This is a genomic window from Pseudoalteromonas sp. Z9A5, from assembly GCF_011378875.1.
In the GTDB taxonomy this organism is placed as follows: domain Bacteria; phylum Pseudomonadota; class Gammaproteobacteria; order Enterobacterales; family Alteromonadaceae; genus Pseudoalteromonas.
Genome location: NZ_WTLC01000001.1, coordinates 85,293 through 101,833, shown reverse-complemented (window position 1 = coordinate 101,833; position 16,541 = coordinate 85,293). Strand labels below are relative to the sequence as shown.

At 39.0% G+C, this 16,541-nt stretch carries 15 protein-coding genes and 1 tRNA gene; 8 read left to right on the top strand and 8 right to left on the bottom strand.

The features are described 5' to 3' along the window. Window positions 1-102 precede the first annotated feature (102 nt). The 6 genes from purH (at window position 103) to GQR56_RS00445 (ending at window position 7,722) form a co-directional block, all read left to right on the top strand. Window positions 103-1,689, top strand: a complete 1,587-nt coding sequence (gene purH / locus GQR56_RS00470; RefSeq protein ID WP_166108804.1) for a bifunctional phosphoribosylaminoimidazolecarboxamide formyltransferase/IMP cyclohydrolase — start codon at window positions 103-105, stop codon at window positions 1,687-1,689. A 106-nt stretch (window positions 1,690-1,795) separates the two neighbouring features. Then, window positions 1,796-2,617 carry a class I SAM-dependent methyltransferase gene (locus GQR56_RS00465; RefSeq protein WP_024610498.1) on the top strand — a complete coding sequence of 274 codons (822 nt, stop codon included), beginning with the start codon at window positions 1,796-1,798 and terminating at the stop codon, window positions 2,615-2,617. A gap of 15 nt (window positions 2,618-2,632) precedes the next feature. After that, entirely contained in the window at window positions 2,633-3,916 is a 1,284-nt protein-coding gene (gene purD, locus GQR56_RS00460; protein ID WP_166108803.1) for a phosphoribosylamine--glycine ligase, read from the top strand. A gap of 117 nt (window positions 3,917-4,033) precedes the next feature. Further along, window positions 4,034-6,574 (top strand): EAL domain-containing protein, encoded by a 2,541-nt coding sequence (locus GQR56_RS00455; protein ID WP_166108802.1) that lies wholly within the window; start codon window positions 4,034-4,036, stop codon window positions 6,572-6,574. A 22-nt stretch (window positions 6,575-6,596) separates the two neighbouring features. Further along, window positions 6,597-7,406 carry a DUF2797 domain-containing protein gene (locus GQR56_RS00450; RefSeq protein ID WP_166108801.1) on the top strand — a complete coding sequence of 270 codons (810 nt, stop codon included), beginning with the start codon at window positions 6,597-6,599 and terminating at the stop codon, window positions 7,404-7,406. 22 nt (window positions 7,407-7,428) lie between these two features. Then, a complete protein-coding gene (locus tag GQR56_RS00445) occupies window positions 7,429-7,722 on the top strand; it encodes a DUF4144 family protein (RefSeq protein ID WP_166108800.1) in 294 nt (97 codons plus the stop codon). A gap of 12 nt (window positions 7,723-7,734) precedes the next feature. On the opposite strand, the gene GQR56_RS00440 is transcribed toward GQR56_RS00445, so the two are convergent. The 6 genes from GQR56_RS00440 to GQR56_RS00415 form a co-directional block, all read right to left on the bottom strand. Continuing rightward, on the bottom strand, window positions 7,735-8,652 hold the full coding sequence (locus GQR56_RS00440) for a histone deacetylase family protein (protein ID WP_166108799.1): 918 nt from the start codon (window positions 8,650-8,652) through the stop codon (window positions 7,735-7,737). A gap of 137 nt (window positions 8,653-8,789) precedes the next feature. After that, window positions 8,790-10,331 (bottom strand): serine hydrolase, encoded by a 1,542-nt coding sequence (locus GQR56_RS00435; protein ID WP_166108798.1) that lies wholly within the window; start codon window positions 10,329-10,331, stop codon window positions 8,790-8,792. Window positions 10,332-10,346: 15 nt separating this feature from the next. Beyond that, entirely contained in the window at window positions 10,347-10,841 is a 495-nt protein-coding gene (locus GQR56_RS00430) for a gamma-glutamylcyclotransferase family protein (RefSeq protein ID WP_166108797.1), read from the bottom strand. 26 nt (window positions 10,842-10,867) lie between these two features. Then, a complete protein-coding gene (locus tag GQR56_RS00425) occupies window positions 10,868-11,530 on the bottom strand; it encodes a LysE family translocator (protein WP_166108796.1) in 663 nt (220 codons plus the stop codon). 11 nt (window positions 11,531-11,541) lie between these two features. After that, the gene (locus GQR56_RS00420) at window positions 11,542-12,315 is read right to left on the bottom strand and encodes a hypothetical protein (protein ID WP_166108795.1); all 774 of its coding nucleotides are present in this window, start codon (window positions 12,313-12,315) and stop codon (window positions 11,542-11,544) included. Between the two features lie 29 nt (window positions 12,316-12,344). After that, window positions 12,345-12,830 (bottom strand): CreA family protein, encoded by a 486-nt coding sequence (locus tag GQR56_RS00415; RefSeq protein ID WP_166108794.1) that lies wholly within the window; start codon window positions 12,828-12,830, stop codon window positions 12,345-12,347. Between the two features lie 240 nt (window positions 12,831-13,070). Between GQR56_RS00415 and GQR56_RS00410 the strand changes: the two genes are divergently transcribed. Beyond that, window positions 13,071-13,400 carry a 5-carboxymethyl-2-hydroxymuconate Delta-isomerase gene (locus GQR56_RS00410; RefSeq protein ID WP_024610490.1) on the top strand — a complete coding sequence of 110 codons (330 nt, stop codon included), beginning with the start codon at window positions 13,071-13,073 and terminating at the stop codon, window positions 13,398-13,400. 467 nt (window positions 13,401-13,867) lie between these two features. On the opposite strand, the gene GQR56_RS00405 is transcribed toward GQR56_RS00410, so the two are convergent. Beyond that, window positions 13,868-13,944, bottom strand: a tRNA-Ile gene (locus tag GQR56_RS00405). Between the two features lie 244 nt (window positions 13,945-14,188). Next, window positions 14,189-14,686 carry a hypothetical protein gene (locus GQR56_RS00400; protein WP_024610489.1) on the bottom strand — a complete coding sequence of 166 codons (498 nt, stop codon included), beginning with the start codon at window positions 14,684-14,686 and terminating at the stop codon, window positions 14,189-14,191. Between the two features lie 232 nt (window positions 14,687-14,918). Here GQR56_RS00400 and GQR56_RS00395 point away from each other — a divergent pair, with 232 nt between their 5' ends. After that, a complete protein-coding gene (locus tag GQR56_RS00395) occupies window positions 14,919-16,538 on the top strand; it encodes an L-lactate permease (protein WP_346775732.1) in 1,620 nt (539 codons plus the stop codon). Window positions 16,539-16,541 lie beyond the last annotated feature (3 nt).

The window sequence follows — 16,541 nt, the reverse complement described above, 5'->3', positions numbered from 1 at the left end:
AATGCTCACGCTTATTGAGCCTTTATAAGTCGTTTTTTGAGTAGTAATCAGTTAAAATGCCCGCTTCTAAGCTAGCTCATTAACTGAGGAAATCAAACTACAATGGATACTCATCGTCCCATTCGTCGCGCACTATTAAGTGTGTCTGATAAAACCGGTATTGTTGAATTTGCCCGCGCACTAGAAGCGCAAGGTGTTGATATATTATCAACAGGCGGCACATGTAAACTTCTTGCTGATAATGGCATTAAAGTGACTGAAGTGTCTGATCACACAGGTCATCCAGAAATCATGGATGGTCGTGTAAAAACACTTCATCCAAAAATTCACGGCGGTATATTAGCCCGTCGCGGACAAGATGAAAACGTAATGGCAGATAACAACATTTCTGCTATCGACATAGTTGTAGTTAACTTATACCCCTTTGCGAATACTGTCGCTCAAGAAAACTGCAGCCTTGAAGATGCTATCGAAAACATTGATATTGGCGGACCAACAATGGTTCGTGCAGCCGCTAAAAACCATAAAGATGTAACAATCGTGGTAAACGCGAGCGACTACGACCGTGTTATTAGTGAAATGCAAAACAACAATGGCTCAACAACGTACAAAACACGTTTTGACTTAGCGATTGCTGCTTACGAGCACACTGCCGCATACGATGGCATGATTGCTAATTACTTCGGTAAAATGGTTCCTGATTACACCGAAGAAGCTGCAGTAGAAACTAAATTCCCACGTACTATTAATATGCAGTTCACTAAAAAGCAAGATATGCGTTACGGTGAGAATTCTCATCAAGATGCTGCTTTTTATGTTGAAAGTGACATTGCTGAAGCATCAGTTGCCACAGCAACTCAACTGCAAGGTAAAGCACTTTCGTTTAATAACATTGCAGATACCGACGCAGCACTTGAGTGTGTTAAAGAATTTGACGTACCAGCGTGCGTAATTGTAAAGCACGCTAACCCGTGTGGTGTTTCAATTGGGGGCAATATTCTTGAGGCATACGAGCGCGCTTTTAAAACAGACCCTACATCAGCATTTGGTGGCATTATTGCCTTTAACCGAGAGCTAGATGCCGCAACTGCACAAGCAATTGTTGACCGTCAGTTTGTTGAAGTAATTATCGCACCAAGTATTTCGAGCGAAGCTGCAAAAATTGTTGAAGCTAAAAAGAACGTTCGTTTATTAGAATGTGGACAGTGGACAGGTAAAGCCGCTGGCCAAGATATTAAACGCGTTAACGGCGGCATTTTAGTTCAAGACCGCGATTTAGGCATGGTTACGCAAGGCGATTTAAAAGTTGTTTCTAAGCGCCAACCTACAGAGCAAGAACTTAAAGATTTACTGTTTTGCTGGAAAGTAGCTAAGTTTGTTAAATCAAACGCAATTGTTTATGCCCGTGACGGTATGACCATTGGTGTAGGCGCAGGCCAAATGAGCCGCGTATACTCAGCTAAAATTGCAGGCATTAAAGCAGCAGACGAAAACCTTGAAGTTAAAGGTTCAGTTATGGCATCTGACGCATTCTTTCCATTTCGTGATGGAATTGACGCAGCAGCCGCCGCTGGTATTACTGCGGTAATTCAGCCTGGTGGCTCAATGCGTGATGAAGAAGTGATTGCAGCCGCTGATGAAGCTGGCATGGCAATGGTACTTACTGGTATGCGCCATTTCCGCCACTAATCACACAAAGGGTTAAACGTTAGTTTAGCCCTTTTTGTTTGCTATAAATTCACGTATTCTGACTATTCAATAACCTATTTAAAATTATAATGTGAAGGAACAAACGATGAAATTTGCGCTAAAATCGCTACTTGTAGCCACACTAACGATGACATCGACTATGGCTTTGAGCCATAACCACGAATCAAGCCTTGAGCATGCTCTTCAATCAAGTGAACGTAGTGCTAAAAGCAGTGCTCGTGACGAATATCGTCATCCGGCTCAAACACTTGCATTTTTTGGCTTTAAACCAACCATGACAGTTGTTGAAATTGCGCCAGGCGGCGGTTGGTATAGTGAAATTTTAGCGCCAGCACTAAAAGAGCAAGGCACTTATTATGCCGCGCACTTTCCTGCTGATTCATCAGTTGACTACTACCAACGCTCTCTTGCGGGCTTTAAACAAAAAGTAGCTGAAGATGAGCGCTTTAGTAGCGTTAAAATTACTGAGTTTGCACCTGTAACACATTTAGATATTGCGCCAGCTGACAGTGCCGATATGGTTTTAACTTTCCGTAATGTACATAACTGGTACATGGGCAAAGATAAAAGCGGTGCATTAAGTGCATTCCAAGCTTTTTATAAAGCCCTTAAACCAGGTGGTACATTAGGTTTAGTTGAACACCGTTTAGCTGAAGAACGTGCTGATGAAGATCAAAAAACATCAGGTTATATGAAGCAGAGATACGTAGTAGACCTTGCTGAGCAAGCTGGGTTTGAGTTAGTAGCAAGCAGTGAAATAAATGCAAATCCAAAAGATACAGCCGATCACCCTAAAGGTGTATGGACACTACCACCAAGCTTACGTTTAGGCGAACAAGATGCCGACAAATATAAAGCCATTGGTGAAAGTGACCGAATGACGCTGAAATTTAAGAAACCGCTTTAAATAGGAATTTTCGCCATGAATGTTTTAGTCATTGGCAGCGGCGGCCGCGAACACGCACTTGCGTTTAAAGCCGCTCAAAACACCAAAGTAAATACTGTATTTGTAGCCCCTGGTAATGCAGGTACTGCACTTGAACCAAAACTTGAAAACGTAGCAATAAACGTTGACGACTTAGATGGTTTACTTAGTTTTGCACAGCAAAACAATGTAGAGCTTACTATTGTAGGTCCAGAAATACCGTTAGTACTGGGTGTTGTTGATAAGTTTCGTGAACATAACATGGCTATTTTTGGCCCAACGGCAGGCGCAGCCCAGCTTGAAGGTTCAAAATCGTTTACTAAAGATTTTTTAGCACGCCACAATATTCCATCAGGCGATTATCAAACGTTTGAACAAATTGACCCAGCCCTTGCTTATTTAAAAGAAAAAGGCGCGCCAATTGTTGTAAAAGCAGATGGTTTGGCTGCGGGTAAAGGCGTAATTGTAGCAATGACGGAAGCCGATGCCGAAGATGCTATTCGCGATATGCTTGCGGGTAATGCTTTTGGCGATGCGGGAAGCCGTGTTGTTATTGAAGAATTTTTAGAGGGTGAAGAAGCGTCTTTCATTGTAATGGTTGATGGCAAAAACGTATTACCTTTTGCAACAAGCCAAGATCATAAACGTGCATATAATGGCGATGCAGGTCCTAATACTGGCGGCATGGGTGCATATTCACCAGCGCCAGTTGTTACTGATGAAATCCACCAGCGAATTATGAATGAAGTGATCTACCCAACGGTAGAAGGTATGGCAAGCGAAGGCCATCCGTACACAGGATTTTTATACGCAGGTTTGATGATTGACGAAACAGGTACCCCTAAAGTAATTGAATACAACTGCCGATTTGGCGACCCTGAAACTCAACCAATGATGCTACGCTTACAATCAGACTTAGTTGAATTGATTGAAGCAGCTAACCGTGTTGAACTTGATAAAACAACGATTAAGTTTGATTCTCGCGCAGCTGTAGGTGTTGTACTCGCAGCTAAGGGCTATCCTGGCGATTACCCTAAGGGTGATGCTATATCGGGCTTACAAGTTGACTACCCTGCTGGTGAAAAAGTTTTTCATGCGGGTACTAAACAAAGTGGCGAAGACGTAGTAACTGCTGGCGGACGTGTATTATGCGCAACAGCGCTTGGTAATACAGTCACCGAAGCACAACAACGTGCCTATGAGCTTGTTAAACAAATAAGCTGGGATGGCATGGAATACCGTACAGATATTGCTTATCGAGCCATTGCTCGCGAGCAATAAATTAATATACTGATAGAAACTTATTGGTTTTATTAATTAATTTAACTATAAAAGCGCAGTTTACCTGCGCTTTTATAGTGCTACACTATTTAAAAGGGCTTTATAAGTGCGCAAACGTTGGAACTAAGAACTTTACGTTATCATGCAATTGCTGTTGCCATACTAATATTCATATTTTTTATCATTAGTACATTGGCATCAAACCTTATCGTGCCCACAAAATATACAATCGATAAAACAGCCCCAGTATATCTTCAATATGCTTACTATCTTGATGAAAGTAAAACACTCACATTAGATGATATTCTCCGCCAACCAGAACTGCTTACACATGACTCCTTGTCTAAAATATCATGGAGCTTTACACAGCAAAATTATTGGTTGTTTATTGATTTAGAAAACAAAAGCTTAAAAAAAGAAAGCATAGTCGCCCACTTTGACAACCCCATGGTCGATCACCTAACAGCTTATCTCTTAACAAAAGAAAATAAAGTAATTGATACGTTCAAGCTTGGCGATAAAGAAGACTTGCCTACGTTGTTTCAATACAGTGTGCCACATATTCGCTTTTCGCTTGATAGTAAATCATCCCAACGCTTGGTAATTAAAGTAGATACTGTTGGTATTAGTAAAACCCCTGTAAACCTATATCGGAATAAAGAATTTATCGATTTAGTACGCTCGCAAGCAGGCCTTTGGGGAATATTTGTTGGCGTAATGCTTATGGCTGCGCTTTACAATTTAGTGCTCTATTTTGGTATTAAAGACCGCGTTTATTTAATTTATATTGGTTATATTATCAGCGCAATACTCCTAATGGGATCAGTCCTTGGCTTTGGTTTTTATTTATGGCCTTTAGAGTGGCAGTTATATTTTAATGAAAAAGTGGTCTTTGGTAACCATGCTGTCTCCTTTTTTACCCTTGCGTTTTGTACAATGTTTTTGCGCTACCATAAAGACAAATGCTGGCGTTATAAAATGAGCATTATACTACTGTCTATTATGTTTATATTGGCAGTAATTAGCTTATTGATTCCCGAAAATGTAGCCGCTCCTATCTTCTTTTTTGTAATGGGACTGCTTTATATTTCGTGTATTATTTTAATATATAACAAATTACGAAGTGGTTTTAGATGGGCTAAATTTTATGTTTTCTCGTGGATACCTTTAATATTTGGTGCAGCAATTCAAGCAATGGAATTGACTGGTTTTCTGCCTTATAGCTTTGCCACGCGCAATGCCTTTTTAGCCGCTATATTGTGTGAGGTTATATTAATGGCGATGGCACTTGCAGACAGAGTACGCTATCAACGCGAATATGCGCTTTACCTTGCTACGCATACACAGCAAACTAAATTACTTAATAGCTCAAAGCTAAAGCAAGCATTTATGGCACTGCAAGCCCAAAGCCGTTCAACAACATTGTGTTTTATTAAAATACGTCACTTTAACTCGCTCAATACTATAATTACGCCCTCTCAAGGCTACGCACTTACAAAATATATAGCAAAAGAGCTCGAACTTGAATTAAGTCACGAACGCGAATTTGCAAATCTCGAAACTGATTTAAATACTAGACGACGCTTAGCCGACTTAAGCAGCGGCGTATTTGCCTTTATCTCAACTAAAACACAAAGCCAAGAAATACTAGAAAGCCTGCTTACAAAAATTATTAGTAGTTTGCCCAAGCAATATGAAATTAAAGGATTGAACCTGCAGCTTAATTACAGCATAGGCATTAGCTCTGCGGGTAAAAGTAACGACTTTGAGTATTGGTTAAAGCGTGGTTACTTAGCGCTTAAAGATGCCAAGAGCAACACTAATCAAATAGGTTCATCCTCAAGCGATAATAATTTAATGATGGATGTGACTCTAGCTGCCAAGTTGCAAAAAGCAATACAAATGAATCAACTAGCGCTTTATTACCAACCTCAAATAAATTTACTCGATAACAAAGTAAGTGGTGCTGAGGCATTGTTACGCTGGCCCAACCCTACTTTTAGCAATTTACCTATTGAAGAACTAATTACCCTTGCTGAGCACACCGGTATTATTAATGAACTCACCCTGTGGGTTATTGAACAGGCTTGTAAGGATATTGTTGAATTTACAAAAAGTGGCTACGTTGATCATACTATCAGCGTAAACTTGAGTGCTAAAAATTTAACTATTAATAACTTAGCCGAAAAAGTAGAAAACATTTTAATTAAATACCAAGTCCCTGCACACTTACTTAAATTTGAACTTACCGAGTCAGCCTTTGTAGAAAGCCAAGAAGCACTTATTAAATTAGTTGATAACTTAACTGCTCTTGGAATTAAAGTTGTTCTTGATGACTTTGGAACAGGTTACGCGTCACTTAGTTATTTAGTTAATTATCACTTTAGTGAGCTAAAAATAGATAAGTCATTTGTATTTGATTTAATTAATAATCATACCCATCAAGTTATTGTACAAACAGCGATTGATATGGCGCATAAGCTTAATTTATCAATCACAATTGAAGGTGTTGAAACGCTAGAAATACATCTGTTACTTAAAGATATGAATGCCGATAGAACACAAGGTTACTTATACGCAAAAGCACTGCCTTACACCGACTATTTACACTTCTTAAAAAGCCAATATAGCTTAAAAATGTTAGACTCCTCTTTTTAACATCTTTAGGGGCCAAGTAAAGATGCAAGGCACACTGCGTAAATTAAAATCGAGCTTAACCGAACCAGTACAATATCACTTACCTGTAGGTGAACACCTAGTAGACTTAAATGCATTTATAGGTAAAGAGCTTACGCTTACCTTTAGCGGCACCATTTTATGTTCTAACTGCGGTAAAAAAACCAAAAAAAGTTATTCTCAAGGTCACTGTTTTGTATGCATGCGCAAGCTCGCTAGTTGCGATATGTGTATTATGAAACCAGAAACCTGTCACTACGACCAAGGCACGTGCCGAGAGCCACAGTGGGGCGAAGAAAACTGCATGATCCCACATTATGTGTACCTCGCTAATACTTCAGGGTTAAAAGTGGGTATTACTCGCCATACACAAATACCGACTCGTTGGGTTGATCAGGGGGCGACTCAAGCATTGCCTATTTTTAAAGTGCAAACTCGCCTGCAATCAGGTTTAGTGGAAGTTGCATTGGCTGAGTTTATTGCCGACAAAACTAATTGGCGCAATATGTTAAAAGGTCAAAACGAAGCAATTGACTTAAAAGCAGCTGCAGCCGAACTGATCCCACAAATTAGTGAAAAGCTAAACGAGCTAAGTGAGTTATTTGGCGCAACAGCAATAGAACAACTTGATGAAGATGTGATTGATTTAGATTTCCCAGTAACCGAATACCCAACAAAAATCAGCTCATTTAACTTTGATAAAGACCCTGTTGTAAGTGGTGTTTTACAAGGTATTAAAGGTCAGTACTTAATCTTTGAAAAAGGCGTTATTAATATTCGTAAATTTACGTCTTACGAAATAACGGTAGGCTAAAGCGCCTAAGGAGTTATATTAAATGCTTAATCAATTTCCACAGCTCGTTATTGTTTATAACGAACTTGAAATAGCTCACACACCACAAGAGCGCGAAGAACACTTACACAGTGTTACACCAAGCGACTTAACTGATGTAGTTATACTTAATAAACGTGGTGAGTACTGCACTTTAAAAAATGCACCGCGAGAGCCGTTAAGCGCAGAGCAACTTGCAGTACTCGTAACAAGTTACTTATTAAATGAAGGGCATTGTTGTTTAAGTAAAATAACAACCCTAAGCGTTGAGCAAGCATTTAACTTACTTGAGCTATAAAGCGCAGCACAATTAAACCTCGGTAAGCACTTTTATATGCGCTACAGCACTTCTACCCAAAGCTGATAGCGCATAGCCACCTTCTAAATACGAAATAACCCCTTTGCAGCCGCCCTCTTTAGCAACACCACATAGTTGCTCGGTAAGCCAAATATAGTCATCCTCTACAAATTTTAAGCTTGCCATATCGTCTTCTAGGTGTGCATCAAACCCTGCACTTATAAAAAGTAACTCAGGCTTAAACGCTTTTAATTTTGGTAACCATTGCTGAGTAAACACGTCTTTTAGGTCGTCGCCATTACTGGCAATTGGCAAAGGAGAATTAACGACATGGCTATTATTTTTAACCGCTGTATTTGGGTAAAACGGATACTGAAATAACGAGCAAAGCAGTACGTTTTCATCATCAATGAAAATGTCTTGTGTGCCATTACCGTGGTGTACATCAAAGTCCGCAATCGCAATGCGTTTAACCCCTTTGCTTTGTGCGTACTTAACGGCAATAGCTAAATTATTAAACACACAAAATCCAGATGATGAATCTTTATTCGCATGATGCCCTGGCGGGCGTACTGAGCAAAAAGCAGCATCGAGTTTATCGGCAAGTATTTCATCAACAGCTAACAACCCTGCCCCCACTGCGCGTTCAATCGCTTTAAACGAATCGGGGCACAGCCAAGTATCGCCGTCTAAATTAGCGAGTCCTTCGGTTGGTAGTGTAGTTTCTACGTGTTTAACTAAAGCCTCATCGTGAGCAAGTAAATAATGCTCACGCTCGGCTTTAGGTGCTTGAAGGTGTGTTAAACCAACATCTACACCGCTGGCTAATAATCTGTCGGTAATTGCATCTAAGCGCTCTGGGCACTCAGGATGGTCGTCTATCATTTTATGCTTACGGCAATGAGGATGTGAAATAACTGCTGTACGCATAAAGTGCTCCTAACCAAAGTAAATTGAATGCTTAATATAACAAAGCCACCGACGGGTGGCTTTGCGACTTTGGTTTATATCGATACTTTAAATATCGGTACTTTAAATATCGATACTTTAAATACTAATGTTATTAGCTATTTTGCTTTTAAATGTAGGTTTCTAAAATCAAAGCTAAAGTCGGTAACTTGTGTTGATACTGCACGCATTTTAGCGCTGTTTACACGGTTTTGTGAGCTCATTTCAAAACGAATAAATGCATCCGCTTCAAGTAACTTTTCATCCCACTTAACAATAAATGTATTACCAGTGTAGTGCTCAAGTGTGCCTTTTAAGCGCTTGGTATGCGTAAAATCAATATGCAATTTACTATCAAGTTGTTCAATAATTACATCGCCATACCAATCATCACGTAATGTACCGGTATAGTTAATATTTGGTAATTGTGGTTGGTAGTCAGCGGGTGCTTCTGGTTTTGCATGAGCATACGCGTGTTGTTTGCCTTCAAAATGGCTTTTAGCTAAATCCTCTACCCAGTCTTTATCTTCAAGCTCAAGTGCATCTTCAAGTACTTCGTGGGTTACTGCCGAAAGTGCACCAAAAGCTTGTTGATTAGATAAAATAACAATACCGAGTTTTTTCTCAGGCAATAAAGTAACTTGCGATACCATTCCTAAAATACCACCGCCGTGACCTAGCTTTTTAAAGCCGTGGTAGTCTTCAATGCTCCAACCTAATCCATAACCTCTAAACTGTTGATGATACGACTCAAACGCGCTTTTAGACGCCATAGACGTAATATGTGGGTGCCACATTTGCGCTTGTTGTTTTTCGCTAAACAACTGCTCGCCACTTGGCATTTTACCGCCTGCTAATTGCGTACGAAGCCATTGGCTCATATCGCTTACACTTGAAGCAATTGCACCTGCGCCTCTAAAATCTTCTAGGTAGTTCACAAAAAATGGATGAAGCGTACCATCCATAGGAATATGACCTGTAGCCCAATTTTTATTACTTTTTGGAATACGTGAAAATCCTGCCCGTGAGTTGTCCATGTGTAGCGGTTGTAATATATTTTTTTCGATATAATCGTTCCAGCTCATACCCGACACACGTGCAACTACTTCACCAGCGGTAACAAACATCAGGTTGTTATAAGCGTATTTACTACGAAAACTGCTCGCTGGTTTTAAATACTGTAATCCCGCTAAAATTTCATCAACTGACTTGTCGGTACTTGGCCAAATCATTAAATCGCCTTGCCCAAGCCCTAGCCCACTGCGATGGCTTAATAAGTCACGAATACGCATTTCGCGTGTTACGTATGAGTCGTATAATCTAAACTCTGGTAAATGATCAATTACGCGATCATCCCAGCTTAATTTCCCTTCATCAACCAACTTGGCAAGTGCTGCTGTTGTAAACGCTTTCGTGTTTGAAGCAATACCAAACAAGGTGTCTTTGTTTACTTTTTTGTTGGTATCGAGATTAGTTACACCAAAGCCTTTAGCAAATATTACTTTATCGTTTTCAACAATGGCGACTGCCATACCGGGTACGTCAAAACGCGCCATTGAGGCTTTAATAACTTCATCTATTTTATTTGTATCTATCTGTGCCCAGCTACTAAACGTAGTGCCAGCTAGTAGTGCAATTGCGGCAAGTTTGGTTAATTTCATATCAATCCTATTTTATTATTGTTGATGAACTGCAAATTCAATTGCTGCGCGCTCTTGATTGGTATCGCTTTTTTGTGCGCGATTTAATATCGCATCACTGTATTCTTTTGGTACGCCCGCTTCAAGTGATCCGCGATGAACGTGTTTTATGTACCAATCGTATGGGAGTACATCGCTGTCGTGGGTATTAGCTATATAACAATGTGCAGTTACAGTCTCACCCGTTAAAAGCGTTGGGGCTATATCTACGCAGTCGTAACCTACGCCCTCAATACTATCTAAAATAACTTTTTCATCTTCATTAAGCTCATAAATAACGCCGTAAACCAGCGCGCACACTTTATCGCTTGGGCAAATACTGCATTTGCCTGAGCCATCTTTAAATAGCATATCAAAAGTTAGCTCGTAACCTTTAAGTACCGCTGTTCCTACACGCTTTACATTAGGTAAGCGCGCTAACAAACGGTTAGATGACATATTAGAACCAAACGAAAAATTATATAACGGCATTTTATCTCCTGTACTTTTTAAATAAGTTAAATAACAACACGTACTGCAAGGGCAATTAAAATAACGCCAATTCCACGGTCAAACCAATAACCACGTCGCTGGAAAAAACCCCTTACGCTATTTCTAGAAAGCATTATTGACAGCATTGAAAACCACGCCCAAGTAGCCAGTGCCATGTATACGCCGTAACCTACCTGTACACTAGTGGGTGTTGTTGGGCTAATCACGAGTGTAAATAACGACATAAAAAATAACGTTGCCTTTGGGTTTAATGCATTTGTTAAAAAGCCACGCCTAAAAGCAAGCCAAACGGGTTCCTCTTGAACGGTTTTGTTTTTAATATCGTTTTCAATATTGCCTTCAATATTGCCTTCATTATTGTCTTTAATACTTGTAGGAGGTTTTGCTGCTCTAAGTGCTTGTACGCCTAAGTAAGCTAAATAAGCACCTGCAAGATATTTAAGCGCCATAAATAAATTAGGTGATTGCGTTAAAATAAGCGCAACACCTAAAACACAATATGCAACATGTAGTAAAATAGCAGCACCAACACCTGCGCTTGTCCACAATGCGTTACGCCTACCTTGTTGCACGCTTTGCTTAAGCACTACGGCAAAGTCAGGTCCAGGGCTTGCTACTGCAAAAAAATGAGCAATAACAATCAGTAAAAATTCATCTAAGTATTCCACGCATGTCCTTGCTAGTTTGGCGAATAAGCTAGTAACAGCGGGTTAGCCGAGTTACTTATCAGTGCTTTAATTTCTTTTTGTGCTTTTTTAAATTGGCTGCGTAAATGCGGTTTTAAATGCTTTTTAGAGTCTTTATCGTTTTTAAAGTAACTAATAAGTGCATGCATAAACACGGTGTGTGTTTCACTTAGTTTAGCTTCACGGTTAGCGTATGGGTTGTAACAAGAACCACAACCGCCCTTAAACTGATACACCGTGTTGCTCATCATCACACCAAACCCTAAAAAACAGGCAAGCGCATCGGCAGCTTGTGGTAAATACTCTTTACCACCTGGCGGTAACACACCAACGTGATGAATAAGTATGGTGGCAAGCGTGCCTGCATAACTTGCCACTAAATCCTGTGGCTGATTAATCTGATTAGGATTAAAAGAAATATTAATAGTATGGCTAGGCGGCACAATTAAGTGGCTTCCTTCTCCACGTATTTCATTGCTAAATTCAAAGTGCGGAAAAACCTGAGGCTGTAATTGCTGAGGTGCAACTAGCTGAATAGGCCACGCGCTCATACCTGCATAATTAGTAACGCGGGTAAAAACGTTCGTCGCCATTTCTTCAATACTCGATACCGAATCAGGAAAAAACGCTGCTGTCGGCAATACTATTTTTGTTTGCTTAGTAAAGTACTCAGCATCAAAATTCTCTACCGCCCAAATAAACGTATCAATAAGCCATTGCTGTTCTTGATCTTCCAATAATGGTGCCGATTTAAATAAAGCTAACATAAGGTGCTCTTATAAGTTTTAGTGCTAGTTTAGTTTTTTTGTGTAAGCGCCCATTCCCACGCTTGAGTGTTATACAGCGGTACAGTAGATAACGCATGATGGTGGCTGCCACTAGACTCTTTAGTTGAATACGATAAGTACAATAATGTACGGTTTTCGGCATCGTAAATGCGGCGCACTTTTAATGATTTAAATAAAATACTTTTAGACGATTTAAATACCACCTCGCCCGACTTACTTCGGTCAATTTCTTGTAACTGTTCTGCTGTAATTGGCCCAGTTTGTCGACACGCAATAGACATATCAGATGGATCTGAAAAATCTAAATCAGCCTCAATGTGGCTAATGTGGCAAGTAACGCCTTTGATGATTGGATCTTGCTGCGAATTAACAACTACATCTTTGGTAGTAAACAATCCTAAACTTACCGATGCTACATCATCAGAGCAAGCACTTAACGTAATAACGGCACTTGCAAGCACAGCCAAACGTTTAAATTTTTGTGGTAATTTCATACTCATCCTTAATAGCTTATTAAAAAGTGAAATGTTGAGCCCATTATTTAAGTTAATACAATTTAGTACCTGTTAATAAGTTTGGGTTCACATGTATGTACTTATATTAACATCAAAAATAAATACGGCTAAATTACTTTAGAGTAAAGGTTTTCAGCCGTTCAGGGGTTAGCGAGCATCAGTGTATTTGGTATAATAAGGCTCGCACCGCAAGTAATAACTTATAATAGGAAAGCCGAAATGCCGCATATTATTATTGAACACTCAGAAGATCTTCCTGTATTACCACAGGTACTCGTAGAGAAAATTCATACCACCGCGTTCCAAAGCAACTTATTTGATTTAGAAACCATAAAAACACGCGCTATTGTTTATCAGCAGTATCAACTTGGTGCAGGAAAATCAGGATTTATACATATTGCGGTACATATTTTAGAGGGAAGATCGATTGAAGAAAAACAAATGCTGAGTGAAAGCTTACTCGATTGTTTAAAAACTTATTGCCGAGATTCAGACAGCTTAAGCGTTAATATTTACGACATTAAGCATGAGATATATCGTAAAAACTAATTAACTCTTTTAGTCCTTAAGCAAAAAACTGACTCTAATTACTAAAAAATCCCAGAGGGGTTTTTTAGTAATATTTGATAAAATAGAAGCTTTCAAAGAGGTGCGATTAAAGATATAAATGGTTTTATGTTTGCCCATTATTAAATTTTTCTCGCTTTAATTTTATAAAGCAATATTCGTAAGTATTTTTAGTGACAAGTTCATTACCAGCTAGAATTTAATTTCAAATAAGCTCTTCAAAATTGTCATATGCAAACCTACCTTTCCTGTAGTTACACTCTTTTCATCAATACCAATTAGTTTTAAAGATAAAGATAAAATGATATGTCGCAGAAAAATGTAATCAAAATCTGATATTGAACTAATTTAGTTAAATTTAAAAAGCATGCTATCTATTTTAAATTAATAGTAATTGTTAAATCTAGATAAAGTATTTGGTTGATATTTACTTGGGAAGTTTGTAAAAGTGGTGGCCCCTCCCAGACTCGAACTGGGGACCTAACGATTATGAGTCGTGTGCTCTAACCAACTGAGCTAAGGGGCCAACTTTTATATAACTGTAAAACAGTTAATTTTTGAAGCGTTCAATCACAGAGCGACTAAAGCGGACTGCAGTATAAAAACTTTTTAGGTGCTTGTCACTACCAAAAACCTTTATTTTAACAATCAATAAGCTAACTGCTTAAATAGTAATCTTTTTAGCGGGTATATGTATTAAATATAGATATTTTTTACTTTAATGATTATTCAAAAAGTCCTAACTTAAATAAAAGTTAGTGTTCTGGTGGTTACTTTTTAAGTAAAGCAAACATATATGTGTAAGCGTACAGGGCTGTAAAAAAAATACTTGGGGCTACAGTAAGTGCCAAATTAGGTGTTTGGTTTATAACATTAACCGTAATAACCAAGATTGACTGCACAAAAATTGGAATGATTGGGGCAAATAAAGTTCCTGCCACCCTCTTATTGTTTAAATACGAAGCAGATAAATTAATCGCGTTATTAAAACTTTGTCGTATGGCTATATTTTGAGGTGTTTTAGAATGGAACATACAAATAATAGGGCTTACAAAAGCTAAAGATACATAACTCGTTTTATACTTATTTACGACTTTCTCTAAAATAAAAGTAAAAAACAGGGTCACAAAACCACTGTATGAGCCTTGTACCAGAGCAGCTTGTAGCGTAACTGACTGAGCAATATCATCTGCGCTATTTGCCCAATAAGCCCAACCAAAATAAAAAACAAATGACACGATGCCAGATAATATAAGACGACTATTCAATTAAACCTCTTAGAGCATTTTTATACGCGATGACTAAATAAAAGATAGGCGTTCATTGTAGTCAAAAATAAACGTTTAAGTCGAAATTTTATTATTTTAAGTAAAACGCTACATTACATTCATAAAAAATAAGATCCATATCATAGTTATTACTAAATCTTGATACTTACATACTGAATAAGAGTATATTTTAAACAAAGTATAATTAATTCTACTATAAGAGTTTTTAAGTATGATGTGGTATCAAGATACTAATCCGTTAAATGGGCTATGGTTATCCGCTTTGATTGCCGTACTCCCTATCCTTGTCTTTTTATTATGCCTAGTGGCTTTCAAAATGAAGGGCATAACAGCAGGTATTATTGCACTTATTTTACAGGTAATTATCGCTATGTGGCCTTTTGGTATGCCTGTGGCAAGTATTGCTGGTGCTGGGTTTTTAGGCGTGCTTACTGCAATTTGGCCTATTGCTTACATAATAGTGTTGGCAGTGCTACTTTATCGTTTGACCGTAGCAAGTGGCCGTTTTGATACCGTGCGAAACAGTATTGCAGGTATTTCTGCTGATCAGCGTATACAAGTACTTCTTGTTAGCTTTGGTTTTGGTGCATTTCTTGAAGGAGCTGCGGGGTTTGGCGTTCCAATTGCAATCTGTGCTGCGTTATTGGTGCAACTCGGGTTTAAGCCCGTTAAAGCAGCAATGCTTTCTTTAGTGGCAAATGTTGCTGCCGGCGCATACGGCGCAATAGGTATTCCTGTTATCGTTGCTGCAAAAGTTGGGGGCGTTAACCTAGCTGATTTATCATTCGATTTGGTATTAGTACTTCAACTCGTTTCTTTTGCAACCCCTTTCATTTTGGTGATGATTCTTGATGGATGGCGTGGATTTCGTGAAACCCTGCCAATAACCTTAGCCGTGAGCGTTACATATAATGTATCACAAGCTTCTCTATTAATATTTCTTGGACCTGAACTTGCCGATATTCTTCCTGGTCTCCTTGCTATGGTAATGATTGTTATTGTAGGTCGCTTTTGGAAACCTTCACACATTTATCGCGAGAATAACAGCCCAGCGCCAACTCCTGTAAAAGAGAGTTTTAAAAAAATACTCGTAGCATGGAGCCCATTTTATATTCTAACCGCAGCAATTTTTGTATGGAGCATTCCTGCTTTCAAAGCGCTTTTTTTGGAGGGAGGTGTATTGTCCTCCCTCGTTTTAAAATTTTCACTACCAGGAATTACCGGTGTTATTGTCTCAAGTGGTGCTACCCAAGCAAGTACTGCAACATGGGCTTTTACACCAATTAACGCCACTGGCACTGCTATTCTTGTTGCTATCATCATCATTTTTGTTACGACTAAGCAATTACACCTAACTGATGTACTAAAAACATTCAGTAAGACTGTCTGCGATCTTTGGCAATCAATTGTGCTTATTGCTTTGATTCTTGCGTTAGCGAATATTGCTAACCTTTCGGGAGGAACAGCCTCTATTGGTAACGCTCTGGCCGCTGTTGGGATCGCGTTTCCGCTTTTATCTCCGATTATTGGCTGGTTTGGCGTGTTTATTACCGGCTCTGTTGTTAACAACAATACTTTATTTGCCCAGCTTCAATCGATTACCGCAACTAAAATAGGTGTCGATCCAACATTATTAGTCGCTGCAAATACTGCGGGAGGAGCTGTCGCTAAAGTCATTTCGCCACAATCTATTGCAATTGCAGCAGGTGCAGTGGGGCTTACGGGTCGTGAAGGCGATATTCTTAGGGCATCAATTAAATACAGCTTGGGTATGCTTGCATTTTTGTGTGTGTGGGTAATGCTTTTATCGCTTGTTACTCACTCATTATAAATA

What these genes read in the sequence shown, in the direction of transcription:
- purH (WP_166108804.1), top strand. Translation starts at nt 103, where the DNA reads ATGGATACTCATCGTCCCATTCGTCGCGCACTATTAAGTGTGTCTGAT.
- GQR56_RS00465 (WP_024610498.1), top strand. Translation starts at nt 1,796, where the DNA reads ATGAAATTTGCGCTAAAATCGCTACTTGTAGCCACACTAACGATGACA.
- purD (WP_166108803.1), top strand. Translation starts at nt 2,633, where the DNA reads ATGAATGTTTTAGTCATTGGCAGCGGCGGCCGCGAACACGCACTTGCG.
- GQR56_RS00450 (WP_166108801.1), top strand. Translation starts at nt 6,597, where the DNA reads ATGCAAGGCACACTGCGTAAATTAAAATCGAGCTTAACCGAACCAGTA.
- GQR56_RS00445 (WP_166108800.1), top strand. Translation starts at nt 7,429, where the DNA reads ATGCTTAATCAATTTCCACAGCTCGTTATTGTTTATAACGAACTTGAA.
- GQR56_RS00440 (WP_166108799.1), bottom strand. Translation starts at nt 8,652, where the DNA reads ATGCGTACAGCAGTTATTTCACATCCTCATTGCCGTAAGCATAAAATG.
- GQR56_RS00435 (WP_166108798.1), bottom strand. Translation starts at nt 10,331, where the DNA reads ATGAAATTAACCAAACTTGCCGCAATTGCACTACTAGCTGGCACTACG.
- GQR56_RS00430 (WP_166108797.1), bottom strand. Translation starts at nt 10,841, where the DNA reads ATGCCGTTATATAATTTTTCGTTTGGTTCTAATATGTCATCTAACCGT.
- GQR56_RS00420 (WP_166108795.1), bottom strand. Translation starts at nt 12,315, where the DNA reads ATGTTAGCTTTATTTAAATCGGCACCATTATTGGAAGATCAAGAACAG.
- GQR56_RS00415 (WP_166108794.1), bottom strand. Translation starts at nt 12,830, where the DNA reads ATGAAATTACCACAAAAATTTAAACGTTTGGCTGTGCTTGCAAGTGCC.
- GQR56_RS00410 (WP_024610490.1), top strand. Translation starts at nt 13,071, where the DNA reads ATGCCGCATATTATTATTGAACACTCAGAAGATCTTCCTGTATTACCA.
- GQR56_RS00395 (WP_346775732.1), top strand. Translation starts at nt 14,919, where the DNA reads ATGATGTGGTATCAAGATACTAATCCGTTAAATGGGCTATGGTTATCC.